Annotated in this window: 19 protein-coding genes; 17 read left to right on the top strand and 2 right to left on the bottom strand. The window is 73.1% G+C overall.

Annotation, left to right across the window (positions count from 1 at the left end):
• The first annotated feature begins 68 nt into the window (after positions 1-68).
• The 14 genes from rpsP (at position 69) to P2F65_RS03140 (ending at position 10,980) form a co-directional block, all read left to right on the top strand.
• Positions 69-542 carry a 30S ribosomal protein S16 gene (rpsP, locus tag P2F65_RS03205; protein WP_275807240.1) on the top strand — a complete coding sequence of 158 codons (474 nt, stop codon included), beginning with the start codon at positions 69-71 and terminating at the stop codon, positions 540-542.
• Positions 543-544: 2 nt separating this feature from the next.
• Positions 545-787, top strand: a complete 243-nt coding sequence (locus P2F65_RS03200; protein ID WP_275804086.1) for an RNA-binding protein — start codon at positions 545-547, stop codon at positions 785-787.
• A gap of 89 nt (positions 788-876) precedes the next feature.
• Complete coding sequence (gene rimM, locus P2F65_RS03195) at positions 877-1,419, top strand: ribosome maturation factor RimM (protein WP_275804084.1); 543 nt, start codon at positions 877-879, stop codon at positions 1,417-1,419.
• Positions 1,420-1,421: 2 nt separating this feature from the next.
• Positions 1,422-2,222 (top strand): tRNA (guanosine(37)-N1)-methyltransferase TrmD, encoded by an 801-nt coding sequence (gene trmD, locus P2F65_RS03190; RefSeq protein ID WP_275804082.1) that lies wholly within the window; start codon positions 1,422-1,424, stop codon positions 2,220-2,222.
• Positions 2,223-2,508: 286 nt separating this feature from the next.
• Positions 2,509-2,868: a 50S ribosomal protein L19 gene (rplS, locus tag P2F65_RS03185; protein WP_275804080.1), complete on the top strand. Its 360-nt coding sequence runs from the start codon at positions 2,509-2,511 to the stop codon at positions 2,866-2,868.
• A 72-nt stretch (positions 2,869-2,940) separates the two neighbouring features.
• Positions 2,941-3,687: a signal peptidase I gene (gene lepB, locus P2F65_RS03180; RefSeq protein WP_275804078.1), complete on the top strand. Its 747-nt coding sequence runs from the start codon at positions 2,941-2,943 to the stop codon at positions 3,685-3,687.
• Positions 3,684-4,733, top strand: a complete 1,050-nt coding sequence (gene lepB, locus P2F65_RS03175) for a signal peptidase I (protein WP_345803669.1) — start codon at positions 3,684-3,686, stop codon at positions 4,731-4,733. Before lepB (P2F65_RS03180) ends, lepB (P2F65_RS03175) begins: the two co-directional genes overlap by 4 nt.
• Positions 4,734-4,736: 3 nt before the next feature.
• Positions 4,737-5,498 carry a ribonuclease HII gene (locus tag P2F65_RS03170; protein WP_275804076.1) on the top strand — a complete coding sequence of 254 codons (762 nt, stop codon included), beginning with the start codon at positions 4,737-4,739 and terminating at the stop codon, positions 5,496-5,498.
• Positions 5,495-5,812 (top strand): DUF2469 domain-containing protein, encoded by a 318-nt coding sequence (locus P2F65_RS03165; RefSeq protein ID WP_275804074.1) that lies wholly within the window; start codon positions 5,495-5,497, stop codon positions 5,810-5,812. Before P2F65_RS03170 ends, P2F65_RS03165 begins: the two co-directional genes overlap by 4 nt.
• A 114-nt stretch (positions 5,813-5,926) precedes the next feature.
• Positions 5,927-6,301, top strand: a complete 375-nt coding sequence (locus P2F65_RS03160) for a YraN family protein (RefSeq protein WP_275804072.1) — start codon at positions 5,927-5,929, stop codon at positions 6,299-6,301.
• Positions 6,301-7,842, top strand: a complete 1,542-nt coding sequence (locus P2F65_RS03155) for a YifB family Mg chelatase-like AAA ATPase (RefSeq protein ID WP_275804070.1) — start codon at positions 6,301-6,303, stop codon at positions 7,840-7,842. The genes P2F65_RS03160 and P2F65_RS03155 overlap by 1 nt, the downstream gene beginning before the upstream one ends.
• Positions 7,843-7,850: 8 nt before the next feature.
• Positions 7,851-8,954, top strand: a complete 1,104-nt coding sequence (dprA, locus tag P2F65_RS03150; RefSeq protein ID WP_275804068.1) for a DNA-processing protein DprA — start codon at positions 7,851-7,853, stop codon at positions 8,952-8,954.
• Positions 8,955-9,053: 99 nt separating this feature from the next.
• Positions 9,054-9,968, top strand: a complete 915-nt coding sequence (locus P2F65_RS03145) for a tyrosine recombinase XerC (RefSeq protein WP_275804066.1) — start codon at positions 9,054-9,056, stop codon at positions 9,966-9,968.
• Positions 9,969-10,131: 163 nt separating this feature from the next.
• Complete coding sequence (locus tag P2F65_RS03140; protein ID WP_275804064.1) at positions 10,132-10,980, top strand: DUF3152 domain-containing protein; 849 nt, start codon at positions 10,132-10,134, stop codon at positions 10,978-10,980.
• Between the two features lie 15 nt (positions 10,981-10,995).
• Here P2F65_RS03140 and P2F65_RS03135 read toward each other — a convergent pair whose 3' ends face one another.
• Positions 10,996-11,604, bottom strand: coding sequence for a M23 family metallopeptidase (locus tag P2F65_RS03135; RefSeq protein WP_275804062.1), 609 nt, complete (start codon positions 11,602-11,604; stop codon positions 10,996-10,998).
• A 171-nt stretch (positions 11,605-11,775) separates the two neighbouring features.
• Between P2F65_RS03135 and P2F65_RS03130 the strand changes: the two genes are divergently transcribed.
• The gene (locus P2F65_RS03130; RefSeq protein ID WP_275804060.1) at positions 11,776-11,973 is read left to right on the top strand and encodes a hypothetical protein; all 198 of its coding nucleotides are present in this window, start codon (positions 11,776-11,778) and stop codon (positions 11,971-11,973) included.
• A 20-nt stretch (positions 11,974-11,993) separates the two neighbouring features.
• On the opposite strand, the gene P2F65_RS03125 is transcribed toward P2F65_RS03130, so the two are convergent.
• Entirely contained in the window at positions 11,994-13,160 is a 1,167-nt protein-coding gene (locus P2F65_RS03125) for a pyridoxal phosphate-dependent aminotransferase (RefSeq protein WP_275804059.1), read from the bottom strand.
• Positions 13,161-13,230: 70 nt separating this feature from the next.
• Between P2F65_RS03125 and P2F65_RS03120 the strand changes: the two genes are divergently transcribed.
• On the top strand, positions 13,231-14,697 hold the full coding sequence (locus P2F65_RS03120; protein ID WP_275804057.1) for a glycosyltransferase: 1,467 nt from the start codon (positions 13,231-13,233) through the stop codon (positions 14,695-14,697).
• A gap of 259 nt (positions 14,698-14,956) precedes the next feature.
• Positions 14,957-15,853 carry a 30S ribosomal protein S2 gene (rpsB, locus tag P2F65_RS03115; RefSeq protein WP_275804055.1) on the top strand — a complete coding sequence of 299 codons (897 nt, stop codon included), beginning with the start codon at positions 14,957-14,959 and terminating at the stop codon, positions 15,851-15,853.
• Positions 15,854-15,902 lie beyond the last annotated feature (49 nt).

The following is a 15,902-nucleotide window of genomic DNA, read 5'->3' as shown; positions in this document are numbered from 1 at the left end:
CGGTACCCCGCGTGTTCCCCACCCGGTCTCGCCGCGCTCACAACACAGAAACAGGAGTGACCACACCCGTGGCCGTCAAGATTCGCCTGAAGCGGATGGGCAAGATCCGCAGCCCCTTCTACCGCGTTGTCGTCATGGACTCGCGCACCAAGCGCGATGGCCGTGCCATCGAGGAGATCGGCAAGTACCACCCGACCGAGGAGCCCTCGGTCATCGACATCGACACCGAGCGTGCGCAGTACTGGCTGGGCCAGGGCGCGCAGCCGACCGAGGCCGTCGAGGCCCTGCTCAAGGTGACCGGTGACTGGCAGAAGTTCAAGGGCCTTCCGGGCGCCGAGGGCACCCTGAAGGTCAAGGAGCCCAAGCCGTCCAAGAAGGACCTGTACGAGGCTGCCGTCGCCGCCGCGGGCAAGGCCGAGGACGTCAAGGACACTGCGACGACCCCGAAGAAGAAGGCCGAGAAGAAGGCCGCGGAGCCCAAGGTCGAGGAGGCCCCGGCTGCCGAGGCCACCGAGGCCGAGGCTGAGAAGAGCGAGGCCTGACCGTGCTGGAGGAGGCGCTCGAGCACCTCGTCAAGGGCATCGTCGACCACAAGGACGACGTCGCCGTGCGACGCAGGGACCTGCGCCGCGGTGAGGTCCTCGAGGTCCGGGTGCACCCGGACGACCTCGGGCGGGTCATCGGCCGCTCGGGCCGCACCGCCAGCGCGCTGCGCACCGTGATGGGCGCCCTCGCCGGCGGCCACGCCGTCCGGATCGACATCGTCGACACGGATCGGGTCCGCTGACCGAGCGTCCACACCACGCCAACCACGGGGTATGCCGGGAGTCCACCTCCCGGCATACCCCGTAGTTCTGCCCTCAAGGAGGCCCCCAGATGCACCTGCTCGTAGCCCGGATCGGGAAAGCACACAGCCTGCGCGGTGAGGTGACCGTGCAGGTGCACACCGACGACCCCGAGACCCGCTTCGTGCCCGGGGCGCAGTTCGCCACCGAGGCCGCAGACGGCTCGGGGGTGCCACGCGAGCTCGTGCTGCGCAGCGTGCGGGTCCACAACGGCATCTGGCTGCTCGCCTTCGAGGGCATCCCCGACCGCACCGGCGCCGAGGGGCTGCGCGGGACGCGGCTGTTCGTCGACACCGAGACCGTCGAGGACGAGGCCGAGGAGGACGCCTGGTACGAGGACGAGCTCGTGGGCCTGAGGGCCGTCGACCCCGCGGGGGCCGAGCTCGGAACCGTCAGCGGGCTCGAGGTCGGGCCGGCGCAGGACCTCCTGGTGCTCACCCTGCCCGGCGGCGGCACGGCCTACGTGCCGTTCGTCGCGGAGATCGTGCCCGAGGTCGACGTCGAGGCGGGCCGCGTCGTCATCGCCCCGCCGCCCGGCCTGCTCGAGCTCAACGCCGAGCCCGGCGAAGGGTGAGCATGCGCCTCGACGTCGTCTCGATCTTCCCCGACTACCTGGCGCCGCTGGACCTGTCGCTCATCGGCACTGCCCGCCGCAGAGGTCTGATCGACCTGCACGTGCACGACCTGCGGGACTTCACGCACGACCGCCACCGCACGGTCGACGACACGCCATACGGTGGCGGCGCTGGCATGGTGATGCGACCCGAGCCGTGGGGCGAGGCGCTCGACCACGTGCTCGCGCAGGGGGCGGCCGACGCGCCACCCCACCTCATCGTGCCAGGGCCCGGCGGGCTGCCCTTCACCCAGGCCATGGCGCGCGACCTGGCCCGGCAGCCGTGGCTGGCCTTCGCCTGCGGCCGCTACGAGGGCATCGACGAGCGGGTCTACGAGGAGGCCCGGGAGCACATGCCGGTCTCCGTGGTCTCGCTCGGCGACTACGTGCTCAACGGCGGCGAGGTCGCGGTGCTAGCGATGGTCGAGGCGATCGCGCGGCTGGTGCCCGGCGTCATCGGCAACGCGGAGTCGCTGGTCGAGGAGTCCCACGAGGACGGGCTGCTCGAGTACCCCGTCTACACCAAACCCGCGGTGTGGCGCGGGCGAGCCGTGCCCGACGTGCTCCTGTCGGGCCACCACGCGGCCATCGCGCGCTGGCGGCGCGACGAGCGGCTCCGGCGCACCTTGCGCCGCCGCCCCGACATGGTCGCGGCCCTCGACGAGCAGGACCTCGACGCCCGCGACCGCGAGGTGCTCGAGGAGCTGCCGCCTCCGGCGACGCCCGGGCAGCCAGCCGCGGAGGCACCCCACCCGCAGCGCTGAGGCCGCCGGAGGGGTGGTCGCCGCCCCGGAGGGTGGGGACCACCACGCACGGCGCGGCACGGCATACGGACGTCGGTCCGCCGCGGTGGGGCGCTCCTCACGGATTTCGGTCCGGGCGGGACGCCGTGGCAGAATGGCTCTTCGCGCCCACTGGACACCGGCCCCTGCCACAGGGGGAGTGACCCTGCAGAGCCAGGTCACGCGGCCCCAGGGACAGCGCACCCCATCACGAAGACGTACCGGACACGTGGGTGGCCTGTGGCACCTGCGAGAAAGCGAACCAGCCATGCAGCGTTTCGACGAGCTCGACAAGGCCTCCCTGCGCGACGACATCCCCGACTTCCGCGCGGGCGACACCGTCAACGTGCACGTCAAGGTCGTCGAGGGCAACCGCTCCCGCGTCCAGGTGTTCAAGGGCGTCGTGATCCGCCGCCACGGCGGCGGCGTTGGCGAGACCTTCACCGTCCGCAAGGTCTCCTTCGGCGTCGGTGTGGAGCGCACCTTCCCGGTGCACACCCCGATCATCGACAAGGTCGAGGTCGTCACCCGCGGTGACGTCCGTCGCGCGAAGCTGTACTACCTGCGCGAGCTGCGCGGCAAGGCCGCCAAGATCAAGGAGAAGCGCGAGACGACCCCCGCCAGCTGAGCGGGTCGACTCCCACCGCGAGGCGCCCTGGTGCGCTCGCAGCTCCGGCACGAGAGCTAGGCTCCGGTCACGATGAACTCCGGACCTGACTCCCCGCAGTCGACACCGGCCGCCGCGCCTGCCCCGGCAGACGCGGCGGCCGCGTCGTCTGCGCCCCCGCGCCGCCCCTCGTGGCTGCTCCTGGCCGGCATCGCGCTGCTCGTGATGATGCTGGTCCGGGCGTTCCTCGTGCAGTCCTTCTACGTCCCCTCTGCCTCGATGGAGCCCGCCATCACCCCCGGTGACCGCATCCTCGTCGACAAGACGGCCGGCGCCGACGACCTGCGGCGCGGTGACGTCGTCGTCTTCGACGGCACCCGCTCGTTCGCGGTGGCCGACCGCAGCCCGCAGCAGGCCGACGGCCTCGTCGGGCGGGTGCTCGGTGGCGCGGCCTCGCTCTTCGGTGTGGACCTCGCGGAGCAGGACTACGTCAAGCGGATCGTCGGCCTGCCGGGGGACCGGGTGCTCTGCTGCGACGCGCAGGGTCGGCTCACGGTCAACGGCCGGGCCGTCGAGGAGGACTACCTGCCCGAGGGAACCAAGCCGAGCGAGACGACGTTCGACGTGACAGTCCCCGCCGGGCGGCTCTGGCTGATGGGAGACAATCGCAGCAACTCCGCCGACTCCAGGGCGCACCTCGGTGACCCGGGGGGCGGCATGGTGCGGACCGACGACGTCGTGGGCAGGGCCACGGCGATCTACTGGCCGCTGGACCGGCTCGGGGGTCTGGCCACGTCGCCGGCACTCCGGTCCATCCCGGCGGCAGAAGGGGCACGATGAGCGAGGACCAGGGTCGCGGCCGCACCGGCGCCGGCCACGAGGCGGACCCGGCCTGGCTGCGTCACGACTTCGACGGGGCCGCCCCGGGCGACGCCGCGCCGGACGACGCCACCCCGGACGACGGCTGGCTGCGCCACGACGGGAGCCACCAAGGGGTTCCGGTCGACGAACCTGCACGCAGGGTGGTCGACGAGCCGCATGCCGCGGAGGGCCACGCCTCGGAGAGCCGTGCCGAGGAGCGCCGTGCCGAGGAGCGCCACGTCGACGAAGGCCGCACCGAGCGGCGTCGGCACGCGGGCGGGAGCGGGGCCGGGAGCATGGTCAGGGCGGCGACGAAGGAGTTCGTCATCGTCATCGGCATGGCGCTCGTGCTCTCGTTCGTCGTCAAGACCTGGCTGCTCCAGGCCTTCTACATCCCGTCGGGCTCCATGGAGGACACGCTGGTCCTCAACGACCGGGTGATCGTGAGCAAGCTGACGCCCGGCGCCTTCGACCTCAAGCGCGGCGACATCGTGGTGTTCTCGGACCCTGGCGACTGGGTCGACCCGCTGCCGAAGGCCGAGCACGGCCCGGCGGTGACGGCCATCCGGCAGGGCCTGATGTTCGTGGGGCTGCTGCCCAACGACGCCGAGGACCACCTCATCAAGCGCGTGATCGGCCTGCCCGGGGACCGGGTGGTCTGCTGCGACGAGGGCGAGCGGCTCACCGTCAACGGCGTCCCGCTCGTGGAGTCCTACATCAAGCCGGGCGACGCGCCGAGCAGCACGGACTTCGACATCACCGTGCCCGAGGGGTCGGTGTGGGTCATGGGGGACCACCGCTCGGACTCCTCCGACTCGCGCTTCCACGACCCGGCCGGCAACGGTGCGGACGGGTCCGTGCCCCAGAGCCTGGTCGTCGGGCGGGCCGTCGCCCTGGTGTGGCCGCTCGACCACCTCACGTGGCTGTCGAACCCCAAGGCCACCTTCGCGAAGGTGCCCGCTGCCGGCAGGGGGACCACTCCCGCACCGACCCCGGCTCCGACGACGACCACGGGTGGCGGCTGACCCATGCCCACCGCACCACCGCGCACCCGCAAGCCCAGCCTGCGGGTGGAGCGAGCGCTGCAGCGTGACGGTCACCGCGTGCTGGCCGGGATGGACGAGGTCGGCCGCGGGGCGCTCGCGGGGCCGGTGACGGTGGGCGTGGTGCTCATCGACGAGACCTGCCGCAGCGCGCCGGCCGGCGTGCGCGACTCCAAGCTGCTGACCCCCGCAGCCCGCGCGGCCATGGTGCCCAGGATCCAGCGGTGGTGCCTGGGCCATGCCGTGGGGCACGCGTCCGCGGAGGAGATCGACCGGATCGGGATCATCGCCGCCCTGAGGCTGGCCGGCCTGCGTGCACTCGAGGCCGTGGGCACGGCGCCCGACCTGGTGATCCTCGACGGCAACCACGACTGGCTCACCGAGCCCGGGGAGGTGGGTCTGCTCGCCATCGCCGGCGACGGCCCCACCACCCCGCCGGTCACCACGATGGTCAAGGCGGACCTGAAGTGCTCGTCGGTCGCCGCTGCGAGCGTGCTCGCGAAGGTCGCCAGGGACTCCCTGATGACGCAGGCGGCGCTGGAGCACCCGGCATACCGCTGGGCCGAGAACAAGGGGTATGCCGCGCCCGAGCACATCGCGGCCCTCGAGTCCGAGGGGCCGTGCGCGCTGCACCGCCGCTCGTGGCGCCTGCCCGGGACGATGGTGGAAGATGAGGTCGGGGAGGCAGCCGGGCCGACCCCGGACGACCACGGCGTACTGGACGAGAGAGACGCGGGATGGGCATGAGCTCGGAGGACCTCGAGAAGTACGAGAGCGAGATGGAGCTCGCGCTCTACCGCGAGTACCGGGACGTCGTTGGTCTCTTCACGCACGTCGTCGAGACCGAGCGCCGCTTCTACCTGTGCAACTCGGTCGACGTAAAGGTCCGCAGCGAGGGCGGCGAGGTCTACTTCGACGTCACCATGCAGGACGCCTGGGTCTGGGACATCTACCGGCCGGCCCGGTTCGCCAAGAACGTGCGCGTCGTGACGTTCAAGGACGTCAACGTCGAGGAGCTCGCCAAGTCCGAGCTCGAGATGCCGAAGGGCCCCGGCTTCTAGCAACCCCCGGCTTCCAGCCCCCCTGCGTCCACAGCCGGCCCGGTCGGCGTCACGTCGTCCACAGCCCGGCACCGGTCTGCGGACCGCCCCCGCCCGCTGCGGCACCGTCGGGGCATGGACGAGAAGGCAGCACCCGCGGCGACCCTCGCTCTCGGGCGCTACGGCGAGGACCTCGCGGCGCGATACCTCGCCGAGCGCGGCATGGAGGTGCTCGACCGCAACTGGCGGTGCGAGCACGGCGAGATCGACCTGGTCGCCCTCGACGGCGACTGCCTCGTGGTGTGCGAGGTCAAGACGCGCCGGAGCACCGCCTTCGGTGAGCCCGTGGAGGCGGTGACGTGGCGCAAGGCGGCTCGGCTGCGCCGGCTGGCCTCCGCCTGGCTGGCACACCACGAGCTGCGACCGGCCGCGCTGAGGATCGACGTGGTGGGCGTGCTGCGCCCCCGCTCCGGTCCTGCCGCCCTGCGCCACGTGCGAGGAGTGGGCTGATGGGCCTGGGCCGCACACGGTCGGTGGCGCTCACGGGACTCGACGGCGCCCTGGTGCAGGTCGAGGCCGACATCGCGCAGGGGCTGCCGCACTTCGCGGTGAGCGGGCTGCCCGACACCGCGTGCCTGCAGTCCACCGACCGCATCAAGGCAGGCACCGCCAACAGCGGCCTGCCGCTGCCACAGCGCCGCATCACGGTCAACCTCTCGCCGGCCTCGATCCCCAAGGCCGGCACCGCCTTCGACCTGGCGATCGCGGTGGCGGCACTCGTGGCCGCGCAGGTGCTGCCCGCCGATGCCGCCGAGGAGGTGGTGCACCTCGGCGAGGTGGGGCTCGACGGGTCGATCCGGGCGGTGCGCGGCGTCCTGCCGAGCGTGCTGGCCGCCGCCGCGCACGGCGTGCAGGACGTGGTGGTGCCGCTGGCGAACGCCTCCGAGGCGTCGCTGGTCCCCGGTGTGCGGGTGCACGCCGTGCCCGACCTGGCCACGTTGCGCGAGCGGTACGCCCGGGCCCTCGGCGGACGGCTGCCCGTCGTGCCGCTGGGCGAGGCCGAGGCCGGGCAGACATCGCCCGCGGCCGTGAAGGACCTCGCCGACGTCGTCGGGCAGCCGGAGGCCAGGATGGCCCTCGAGCTGGCCGCCGCAGGGGGCCACCACCTCTTCCTCATGGGACCCCCCGGAGCAGGCAAGACGATGCTGGCCGAGCGTCTCGCCTCGGTGCTGCCCCGGCTGGAGCCGCAGCAGTCCCTGGAGGTGCTCGCCGTCCGCTCGTTGCTCGGGCCGGTGCCCGACGCCCTGGCGGTCGTGGGCACGCCGCCCTTCGTGGCACCCCACCACAGCGCGTCCACGGCAGCCATCGTCGGCGGCGGCAGCGGTGCCATCCGGCCGGGCGCCGTGTCGCAGGCACACCACGGCGTGCTGTTCCTCGACGAAGCGCCCGAGTTCAAGGTGACCACCCTGCAGGCCCTGCGCCAGCCGCTGGAGTCCGGCGAGGTGTGGGTCTCCCGGGCCCGTTCGTCCGTGCGGTTCCCCGCCCGGTTCCAGCTCGTGATGGCAGCCAACCCGTGCCCGTGCGGCCTGGGGTTCGGCAAGGGGGCCGAGTGCTCCTGCCGGCCGCAGGCGAAGCGGGCGTACGCGGCCAAGCTGGGCGGGCCACTGCTGGACCGGGTCGACCTCCAGGTCGCGATGCCCGCCATCAACCTGGCCGCCCTCGGGGAGGGGGTGGGCGAGACCAGCTCGGTCGTCGGGGCACGGGTGGAGCAGGCCCGTGCGCTGCAGGCCGCTCGATGGGAGGGGGCGTCCTGGTCGCTCAACGGGCAGGCTGCCGGCAGTGCGCTCCGACGCGCTCCCTACCGGCTCTCGCGGGCCGTCACCGCCGACCTCGACCGGGCGCTCGACCGCGGGCTGATCACCCTGCGCGGATACGACCGGGTGCTGCGGCTGGGCTGGACCGTGGCTGACCTCGCCGGCCATGCCGCGCCCACCCGCGACGACCTCGGCCTCGCCCTGACCCTGCGCAACCAGGGCCCGGTGGCGGCGTGAGGGGGCGGATGCCGGCCGGCGAGCGCGAGGCGCGCATGGCGTGGAGCCGGATCTCCGAACCGGCCGACCCCAGGGCACTCGAGCTCGTCCGTGAGGCCGGCGCCGAGGGTGCCCTGGCCGCGGTGCTCGGCGGCACCGCCCGTGACGGGGCCCGGTTCATGCCTCGGCTCGAGACCCTCGACATCGACCACGACCTGCGCGTGGCCGCGAAGGTGCAGGCCCGGGTGGTCGTCCCGGGCGACGACGAGTGGCCCGCCGGACTCGACGACCTCGAGGTGCCACCACACTGCCTCTGGGTGCGTGGGTCGGAGCACCTGGGCGGGGCCTGCGAGCGCAGCGCCGCGATCGTGGGGGCACGAAGCGCGACGCACTACGGCGAGACCACGGCCAACGACATCGCCGCAGGGCTCTGCGAGCGTGCCTTCTCGGTGGTCTCGGGTGCCGCGTTCGGCATCGACGGCGCCGCCCACCGGGGAGCGCTGGCGGTGCAGGGCGTGACCGTGGCCGTGCTCGCCGGAGGCGTCGAGCGGGCCTATCCGGACGCCCACCGCGGGCTGCTCGAGAAGATCGTCGCGACCGGTGCCGTCGTCAGCGAGGTGCCGCCCGGCTGTGCGCCGACGCGGTGGCGGTTCCTCCGACGGAACCGGCTCATCGCCGCCATGACCCGAGGCACGGTGGTCGTGGAGGCAGGACTGCGGTCCGGCTCGCGCAGCACCGCGGGCGAGGCGACCAAGCTGGCTCGGGTCGTGGCGGCAGTTCCGGGACCGGTGACTTCCGCGGTGTCCGCCGGCTGCCACGAGCTCATCCGCAGCGGCGAGGCGGCGCTCGTGACCGACGCGGCAGAGGTGGCCGAGCTGCTCGGCGACCTCGGCACCGACCTGGCCCCGGTCAAGCGGGGTCAGGAGCGGCCCGAGGACGTCCTGGGGGCGGTGGAGTCGGTCGTGTGGTCAGCCCTGCCCGTTCGCGCTGCCGCAAAGGTGGCGGCGCTCGCGGTGCGCACGGCCCTGGCCGAGCGGGATGTCCTGGCCTGCCTGGGGCGGCTCGAGCTGCTGGGCCTGGCCCGCCGGGACGGCGACGCGTGGCGGCGTCCTGCGCGCCAGCCGTCGGGATGACCAGGCCTCGGGTGGCGGTTCCCGCGCAGCCGGCGCGGTCGAAGCCCTGAGCGGCGAGGCGCCTTGAAGGCGGCCGGCGGGTTTGCGACGGTGCCCATCGTGAGCGACGCGACGACCGAGGCGGTGGAGGGGTTCGCCCGGCACCTGCGCTCCGAGCGCGGGCGCTCCGAGCACACCACGAGGGCCTACCTCGGCGACGTGCGCAGCCTGCTCGGCTTCCTGGAAGAGCAGTGCGGGGTGAACGAGCTGGCCGACGTCACGCTCCGCGACCTGCGCTCCTGGCTGGCGCACCTCGCCGACTCCGGTGCGGCCCGCGCCACCATCGCCCGGCGCTCCGCGGCTGCGCGCACCTTCCTCGGCTGGGCCACCCGCACGGGGCGCATCCCCAGCGACCCGTCGGTGCGCCTCGCAGCTCCCAAGCGTCAGCGCCACCTGCCCGGCGTCCTCAAGCAGGCAGAGGCGAGTGCGCTGCTCGACGTGGCGGCCGTCGCCGCCGACGACGAGGACCCCATGCACCTGCGCGACCGGGCCGTCCTGGAGCTGCTCTACGCCAGCGGCATCCGCGTCGGCGAGCTCGCCGCGCTCGACGTCGACGACCTCGACCTCGCCGGGGGTGTCGTGCGCGTCATGGGCAAGGGCGCCAAGGAGCGCACGGTGCCGTTCGGCGGACCCGCCAGGGACGCCCTCGACCGGTGGCTGCGCCACGGCCGTCCCCAGGTGGTCACCGGGCAGAGCGGGCCGGCCGTCTTCCTCGGCCGGCGGGGGCGCAGGGTCGACCCCCGGCAGGTGCGCACCGCGGTGCACCGGCTGCTCGCCCACGTGCCGGACGCCCCGGACGTCGGCCCCCACGGGCTGCGCCACAGCACGGCAACCCACCTGCTCGAGGGAGGCGCCGACCTGCGCCTGGTCCAGGAGATGCTGGGCCACGCCTCGCTCGCCACGACGCAGATCTACACGCACGTCTCCGTCGACCGGCTCAAGCAGTCCTACCGCCAAGCCCACCCACGAGCCTGACCACGGTCGACCTGCTTCCACCGAGGTTTGGCGACTCGGGCAACAGCGGGCCCGTGGTTTTCGGCCGTGCGGGCGAGGCGGCTCGCGACAGCCCGTTGTTTCAGGGAAAGATGGTGCACGAGGGCGCCGGCACGGCACCCCGCGAACCAGCCCGAGGGAACCCGTGAGCCAGCCACATCGTCGACCACGGCACCGGTCGGTCAGCCGCACCATCCGGCTGCGTCGCACCGTGCTCGGCGTCGTGGTCCTCGCTCTCGTCGCGGTGACCACCGTGCGGCTGGTCTCGCGCGAGGACGCCACCGAGGTGGCTGCGGCCGCGGCCGACCGGCTTCCCGGCGTGCAGGCGACGGCCACCGCGCCCGCACCCCCAGCGCCCCAGGCGTCGACGCCGTCGCAGACGCCGCCCCCGGACAGCCAGGACGGCTCGACCACCACCGAGGCTCCGCGTCGCACGGAGATAGCCGTCCCCCAGGACGGCACGGGGAAGATCAGGGTCGTCAGCGTCCCCGGGCCGCAGTCGACGGCGCAGGGCCGCGAGGTGCGCTACACCGTCGAGATCGAGCAGGGCCTCGGCATCGACGAGGCCGAGGTGGCCAGGACCGTGCGCACCGTGCTGCTCGACAAGCGGGGCTGGCAGCAGGAGGACGGCATCCGCTTCGTCAACGTCAGCCCCTCCGAGGAACGGGCGGGCTCCCACGTCGACATCCGGGTCACCCTGGCGAGCCCCGGCCTCACCGACCGCCTCTGTGCACCGCTGCGGACGCTCTCGAAGGTCTCCTGCTGGAACAACGGGCGCTCGGTGCTGAACCTGCGCCGCTGGATGCTGGGGGATGACAGCTACGGCGAGGACGTGGAGCGCTACCGGATCTACCAGGTGAACCACGAGGTCGGCCACGGACTGGGGCACCAGCACCAGTCCTGCCCCGGCCAGGGCGAGCGGGCCCCCATCATGGTCCAGCAGACGCTCGGCCTGCAGGGATGCAAACCTTGGCCGTACCCCGTGGGCGCCTGAGCGCCGCGGGCACGCTCAGGGGTCGGTCAGCGGCAGCAGGACGACCCGGCTCGGCCGCAGGAGCCTGAGCGGGTCGAGGTACACCCCTCCTCGGACCGCCCCGAGGTGCAGGCACCCTCGGCAGTGCGAGCCGCCCGGCTGCAGCACCCCGATGACCTGGCCTGACGAGACCGCGTCGCCGGTCCGCACGCCGGCCTCCACGGGTTCGTAGGTCGTGCGGACACCCCCTGCGTGCAGCAGGGTCACGGTGCCGCGGCCCGCGACGACTCCCACGTGGGTGACCCGTCCGGCGGCGGCCGCCAGCACCAGTTGCCCTGCACCCGCCCGCAGGTCGACGCCACGATGACCCCGACCCCACGTGCTCAGAGGGGCCCGGAACGCCCTGGTCACGGCAGGTTGCGGCTCGAGCGGCCAGCGCCACCCGCCTCGTGGTGCCAGGCCGGGCGAACCGAGCCCGACATCGGTTGCATCCGGCGGGTGGGGCCGTGCCGCGGTCAGCACGGCTGCCGGCGGCGGTGCAGGTGCAACCGACCGAGCCGGTTCAGTGGTCGCGGGCGGCGCGAGCGTGACCGCGCCGAGGGCCAGGGTGGCGGCGGACAGCAGGGCCGGGGCGAGGGTCACCATGGGTCGAGCGTGGGCCCGTGGCGCGCTGCCGGCGAGCTGCGTTCGTCGCCCTGTGGACCGCGGGACCGCGAACGGGGTGCTGTGGAGGCGCCGGTCGTCGCCAGCCCCCGCGGTCGCCGGCCCCGGCGTGGCACGCCGGCGCTGTCGGCGCTTCGTGGCACCGTGAGGGCCATGGAGACGACAGCCGATCTGATGCTCGTGACCGGGGTGCTGGCCCGCTGCGGCGACTGTGCGGTCGAGCAGATCCTCATGCCCGCCGACGACACGGGGGAGTACTGCTGCACCGTCTGCGACGCCGCTGTCCTGCTCTGGGACGTCGTGGTGACGCCCCCCGAGCACGGCGCGCGCAGCTCCGCCCACGTGGCCTGAGGCGCGCTCCCGCCGCAGTCTCAGGCGCTGGTCCCGGCCCGCGACAGCCGGGCCACCGCCTCGGTGAGGACCTCGTCCCGCTTGCAGAAGGCGAACCGGACCAGGGTCGCAGCAGCGTCGGGGTCGTCGTGGAACACCGACACCGGCACCCCGACCACCCCGGCCAGCGACGGCAGCCGGCGGCAGAGCTCCAACCCGCTGGCAGCCCCGAGGGGCGCGGCGTCGGCCACCACGAAGTAGGTGCCCGACGGCACCGCCACCTCCAGCCCCGCCGAGCGGAGGCCCTGCACGAGCAGGTCGCGCTTGGCCTGCAGCGCCGTGGCCAGCCCGGCATACACCTCCTCGCCCAGCCCGAGGGCCAGCGCGACCGCCGGCTGGAACGGACCCGAGCCGACGTAGGTGAGGAACTGCTTGACGGTGCGGACCGCGGCCACCGCCTCCGCCGGGCCGGTGACCCAGCCGACCTTCCAGCCCGTGGCGGAGAACGTCTTGCCCGCCGAGGAGATCGTCAGGGTGCGCTCGGCCATGCCGGGCAGGGTCGCCACGGGGACGTGCTCCAGGCCGTCGAAGACCAGGTGCTCGTAGACCTCGTCGGTGACGACCCAGGCGTCGTGCTCGCGCGCCAGCGCACAGACCAGCTCCAGCTCGTCCCGGGTGAACACCTTGCCGGTGGGGTTGTGCGGCGTGTTGAGCAGCACCAGGCGGGTCCGGTCGGAGAACGCCGCCCGCAGCGAGGCCTCGTCCACGGCGAAGTCGGGGAACCGGAGCACCGATGTGCGGCGCACGGCGCCGGCGAGGGCGATCGTGGCGGCATACGAGTCGTAGTAGGGCTCGAAGGTGACCACCTCGTCGCCGGGCTCGCAGAGGGCGAGCACGGTGGCGGCGATCGCCTCGGTGGCCCCGACCGTCACCAGCACCTCCGACGCCGGGTCGAGGTGGATGCCGTAGAAGCGCCACTGGTGCGCTGCGACGGCCTCGAGGAGCTCAGGGACGCCGGGGCCGGGCGGGTACTGGTTGCGGCCGGAGGCGATCGCCGCCCGGGCAGCCTCGAGCATCTGAGCAGGCCCGTCGGTGTCGGGGAAGCCCTGGCCGAGGTTGATGGCGCCGGTGTCGGCGGCCAGCGCCGACATCTCCGCGAAGATGGTCGTGCCGAAGCCGCGCATCCGTGCCACCAGGGGAGTGCCCATGCGGGGAGGCTAGCGGGGCAAACGGGGCAAAGACAGGTCCCGCCGTGCCCGGCGTGACAGCATGAACGCCATGAGGGAAGTCGAGATCGACGCCATCCCCCTGGACCGCCTGGTGAGCCTGCTGGCCCCCGAGCGGGCGGCTCGCCTCGCCCGCTACGCGGACCGCGCCCGGGAGATCCTCGCGGGCCGCACCATCTGGAACGTCAACGCGACCGCCCAGGGCGGCGGTGTGGCCGAGATGCTCCAGGCGCTGCTGGCCTACACCAAGGGTGCCGGCGTGCAGACCCGGTGGCTCGTGCTGCGTGGCGACGCCGAGTTCTTCACGATCACCAAGCGGCTGCACAACGTGCTGCACGGGATGGCCGGCGACGGCGGACCGCTCGGGCTGGCGGAGCAGCGGCACTACCACGACGTGCTGGCCCAGAACTTCGAGGTGCTCCGGCCGATGGTGCGGCCCGGCGACATCGTGCTGCTCCACGACCCGCAGACCGCGGGCCTGGCCGGCATGCTCAGCGAGGCCGGCGCCCACATCGTCTGGCGCTGCCACATCGGGCGCGACACCCCGACTCCCCTGACCGACATCGGCTGGGGCTTCCTGCGGCCGCACATCGAGGCCGCCGACGCCTTCATCTTCTCGCGGCGCGCCTACGCCCCGGCGTGGGTGCCGGGGGACCGGCTCTGGGTCATCCCGCCCTCCCTCGACCCGTTCAGCGCGAAGAATGCCGAGCTGTCGCCGGCCGACGTCGACGCGGCGCTGCGGGAGGCCTCGCTGGTCGACGCCGACCGCGACCACGGCAGCCTGCAGTTCACGCGTCGCAACGGCTCGACCGGCACGGTCCGCGGGCACCGCCGGCTCGTGCTCGACGGCTCCCCGGTGGCGAGGGGCGCCCGCCTCGTCCTGCAGGTCAGCCGCTGGGACCGGCTCAAGGACATGGGTGGGGTGCTCACCGGCTTCTCCGACCACCTCGACCAGTTCCCGCCCGACGTGCACCTGATGCTGGTCGGGCCGGACGTCACCGGCGTGAGCGACGACCCGGAGGGCGCCGAGGTGCTGGCCGAGTGCGAGGGGCTGTGGGCGACGCTGCCGGCGGAGCGGCGCAGCCGCGTGCACCTGGTGTGCCTGCCCATGGACGACATCGACGAGAACGCCCACCTCGTCAACGCGCTGCAGCGCAGGGCAGCCATCGTGGTGCAGAAGAGCCTCGTCGAGGGCTTCGGCCTCACCGTCACCGAGCCGATGTGGAAGAGCAAGCCCGTGGTGGCCTCGGCGATCGGGGGCATCCAGGACCAGATCGTGCACGGCCAGAGCGGCCTGCTCCTCAACGACCCGCAGGACCTCGACACCTTCGCCAAGCTGCTGCAGGACGTGCTGACCGACGAGGAGTACGCCCGGATGCTCGGCACCGGCGCCCGTTCGCGGGTGCTCGACCTCTACCTGGGCGACCGCCACCTCACGCAGTACGTCGACCTGTTCGAGCAGCTCTACCAGCGGCGTGCGGCCCCCGAGGCGGATCGCGGGCTCGGCAGCGGCCGCTGATTTCCCAACCCCGGCCGGCACGCCGTACGATGGGCGGCGGTCACGTGTGCCCAGGTGCACGCGGCCGAATTCGCGCGTCTTCCCACCAGTGACGAGGTCAACCTCCGAACTGGGGCGCACCACGGCAGTCCGTATGCCGTGCGGCCGGGTCCGATCCCGTGCCGCGCGTCGTGCGGCGGGGTGCGTGCAGACGCCAGGCAGGTGGCCGGGACACCCGGCACACCGACGCAACTGACAACGACACAAGGGAGAACACGGCATGGCCGTCGTCACCATGCGCCAGCTCCTCGAGAGCGGCGTCCACTTCGGGCACCAGACCCGTCGCTGGAACCCGAAGATGAAGCGCTTCATCATGACCGAGCGCAACGGCATCTACATCATCGACCTGCAGCAGTCGCTGACGTACATCAACAACGCCTACGAGTTCGTCAAGGAGACCGTCGCCCACGGCGGCACCATTCTCTTCGTCGGCACCAAGAAGCAGGCCCAGGAGCCCATCGCCGAGCAGGCGACCCGGGTCGGCATGCCGTACGTCAACCAGCGCTGGCTCGGTGGCATGCTCACCAACTTCCAGACGATCTCCAAGCGCCTCACGCGCCTCAAGGAGCTCGAGGAGATCAACTTCGACGACGTGGCCGGCTCGGGCCGCACGAAGAAGGAGCTCCTGATCCTCAACCGCGAGAAGGACAAGCTCGAGAAGACCCTCGGCGGCATCCGCGACATGGCCAAGGTCCCCTCGGCCGTGTGGATCGTGGACACCAAGAAGGAGCACCTCGCGGTCGACGAGGCCCGCAAGCTCGGCCTGCCGGTCATCGCGATCCTCGACACCAACTGCGACCCCGACGAGGTCGACTACAAGATCCCGGGCAACGACGACGCCATCCGCTCCGTCACCCTGCTGACCCGCGTGATCGCCGACGCCGTGGCCGAGGGCCTCATCGCCCGCTCCGGTGCCAAGACCGGCGAGGACACCGGTGTCGCCGGTGACGAGCCGCTGGCCGAGTGGGAGCGCGAGCTCCTCGGTGGCGACGCCGCCCAGGCTGCCGAGCAGGCCGCCCCCGAGGCCGGCGAGACCGCTGCCGCCGACGCTCCGGCTGCCGCCGAGGCCGCTGCCCCCGAGGCCGCGACCGACGCCGACGCCGACGCCAAGGCCTGAGGCGCCTCCCGCACCCCACCGCATCGACGACACACGACGAGAAGCGAGA

Source organism: Knoellia sp. p5-6-4 (assembly GCF_029222705.1).
GTDB lineage: Bacteria > Actinomycetota > Actinomycetes > Actinomycetales > Dermatophilaceae > Pedococcus_A.
Note: the sequence above shows the minus strand (reverse complement) of the source record. Positions and strands in the feature narration are given on the sequence as shown.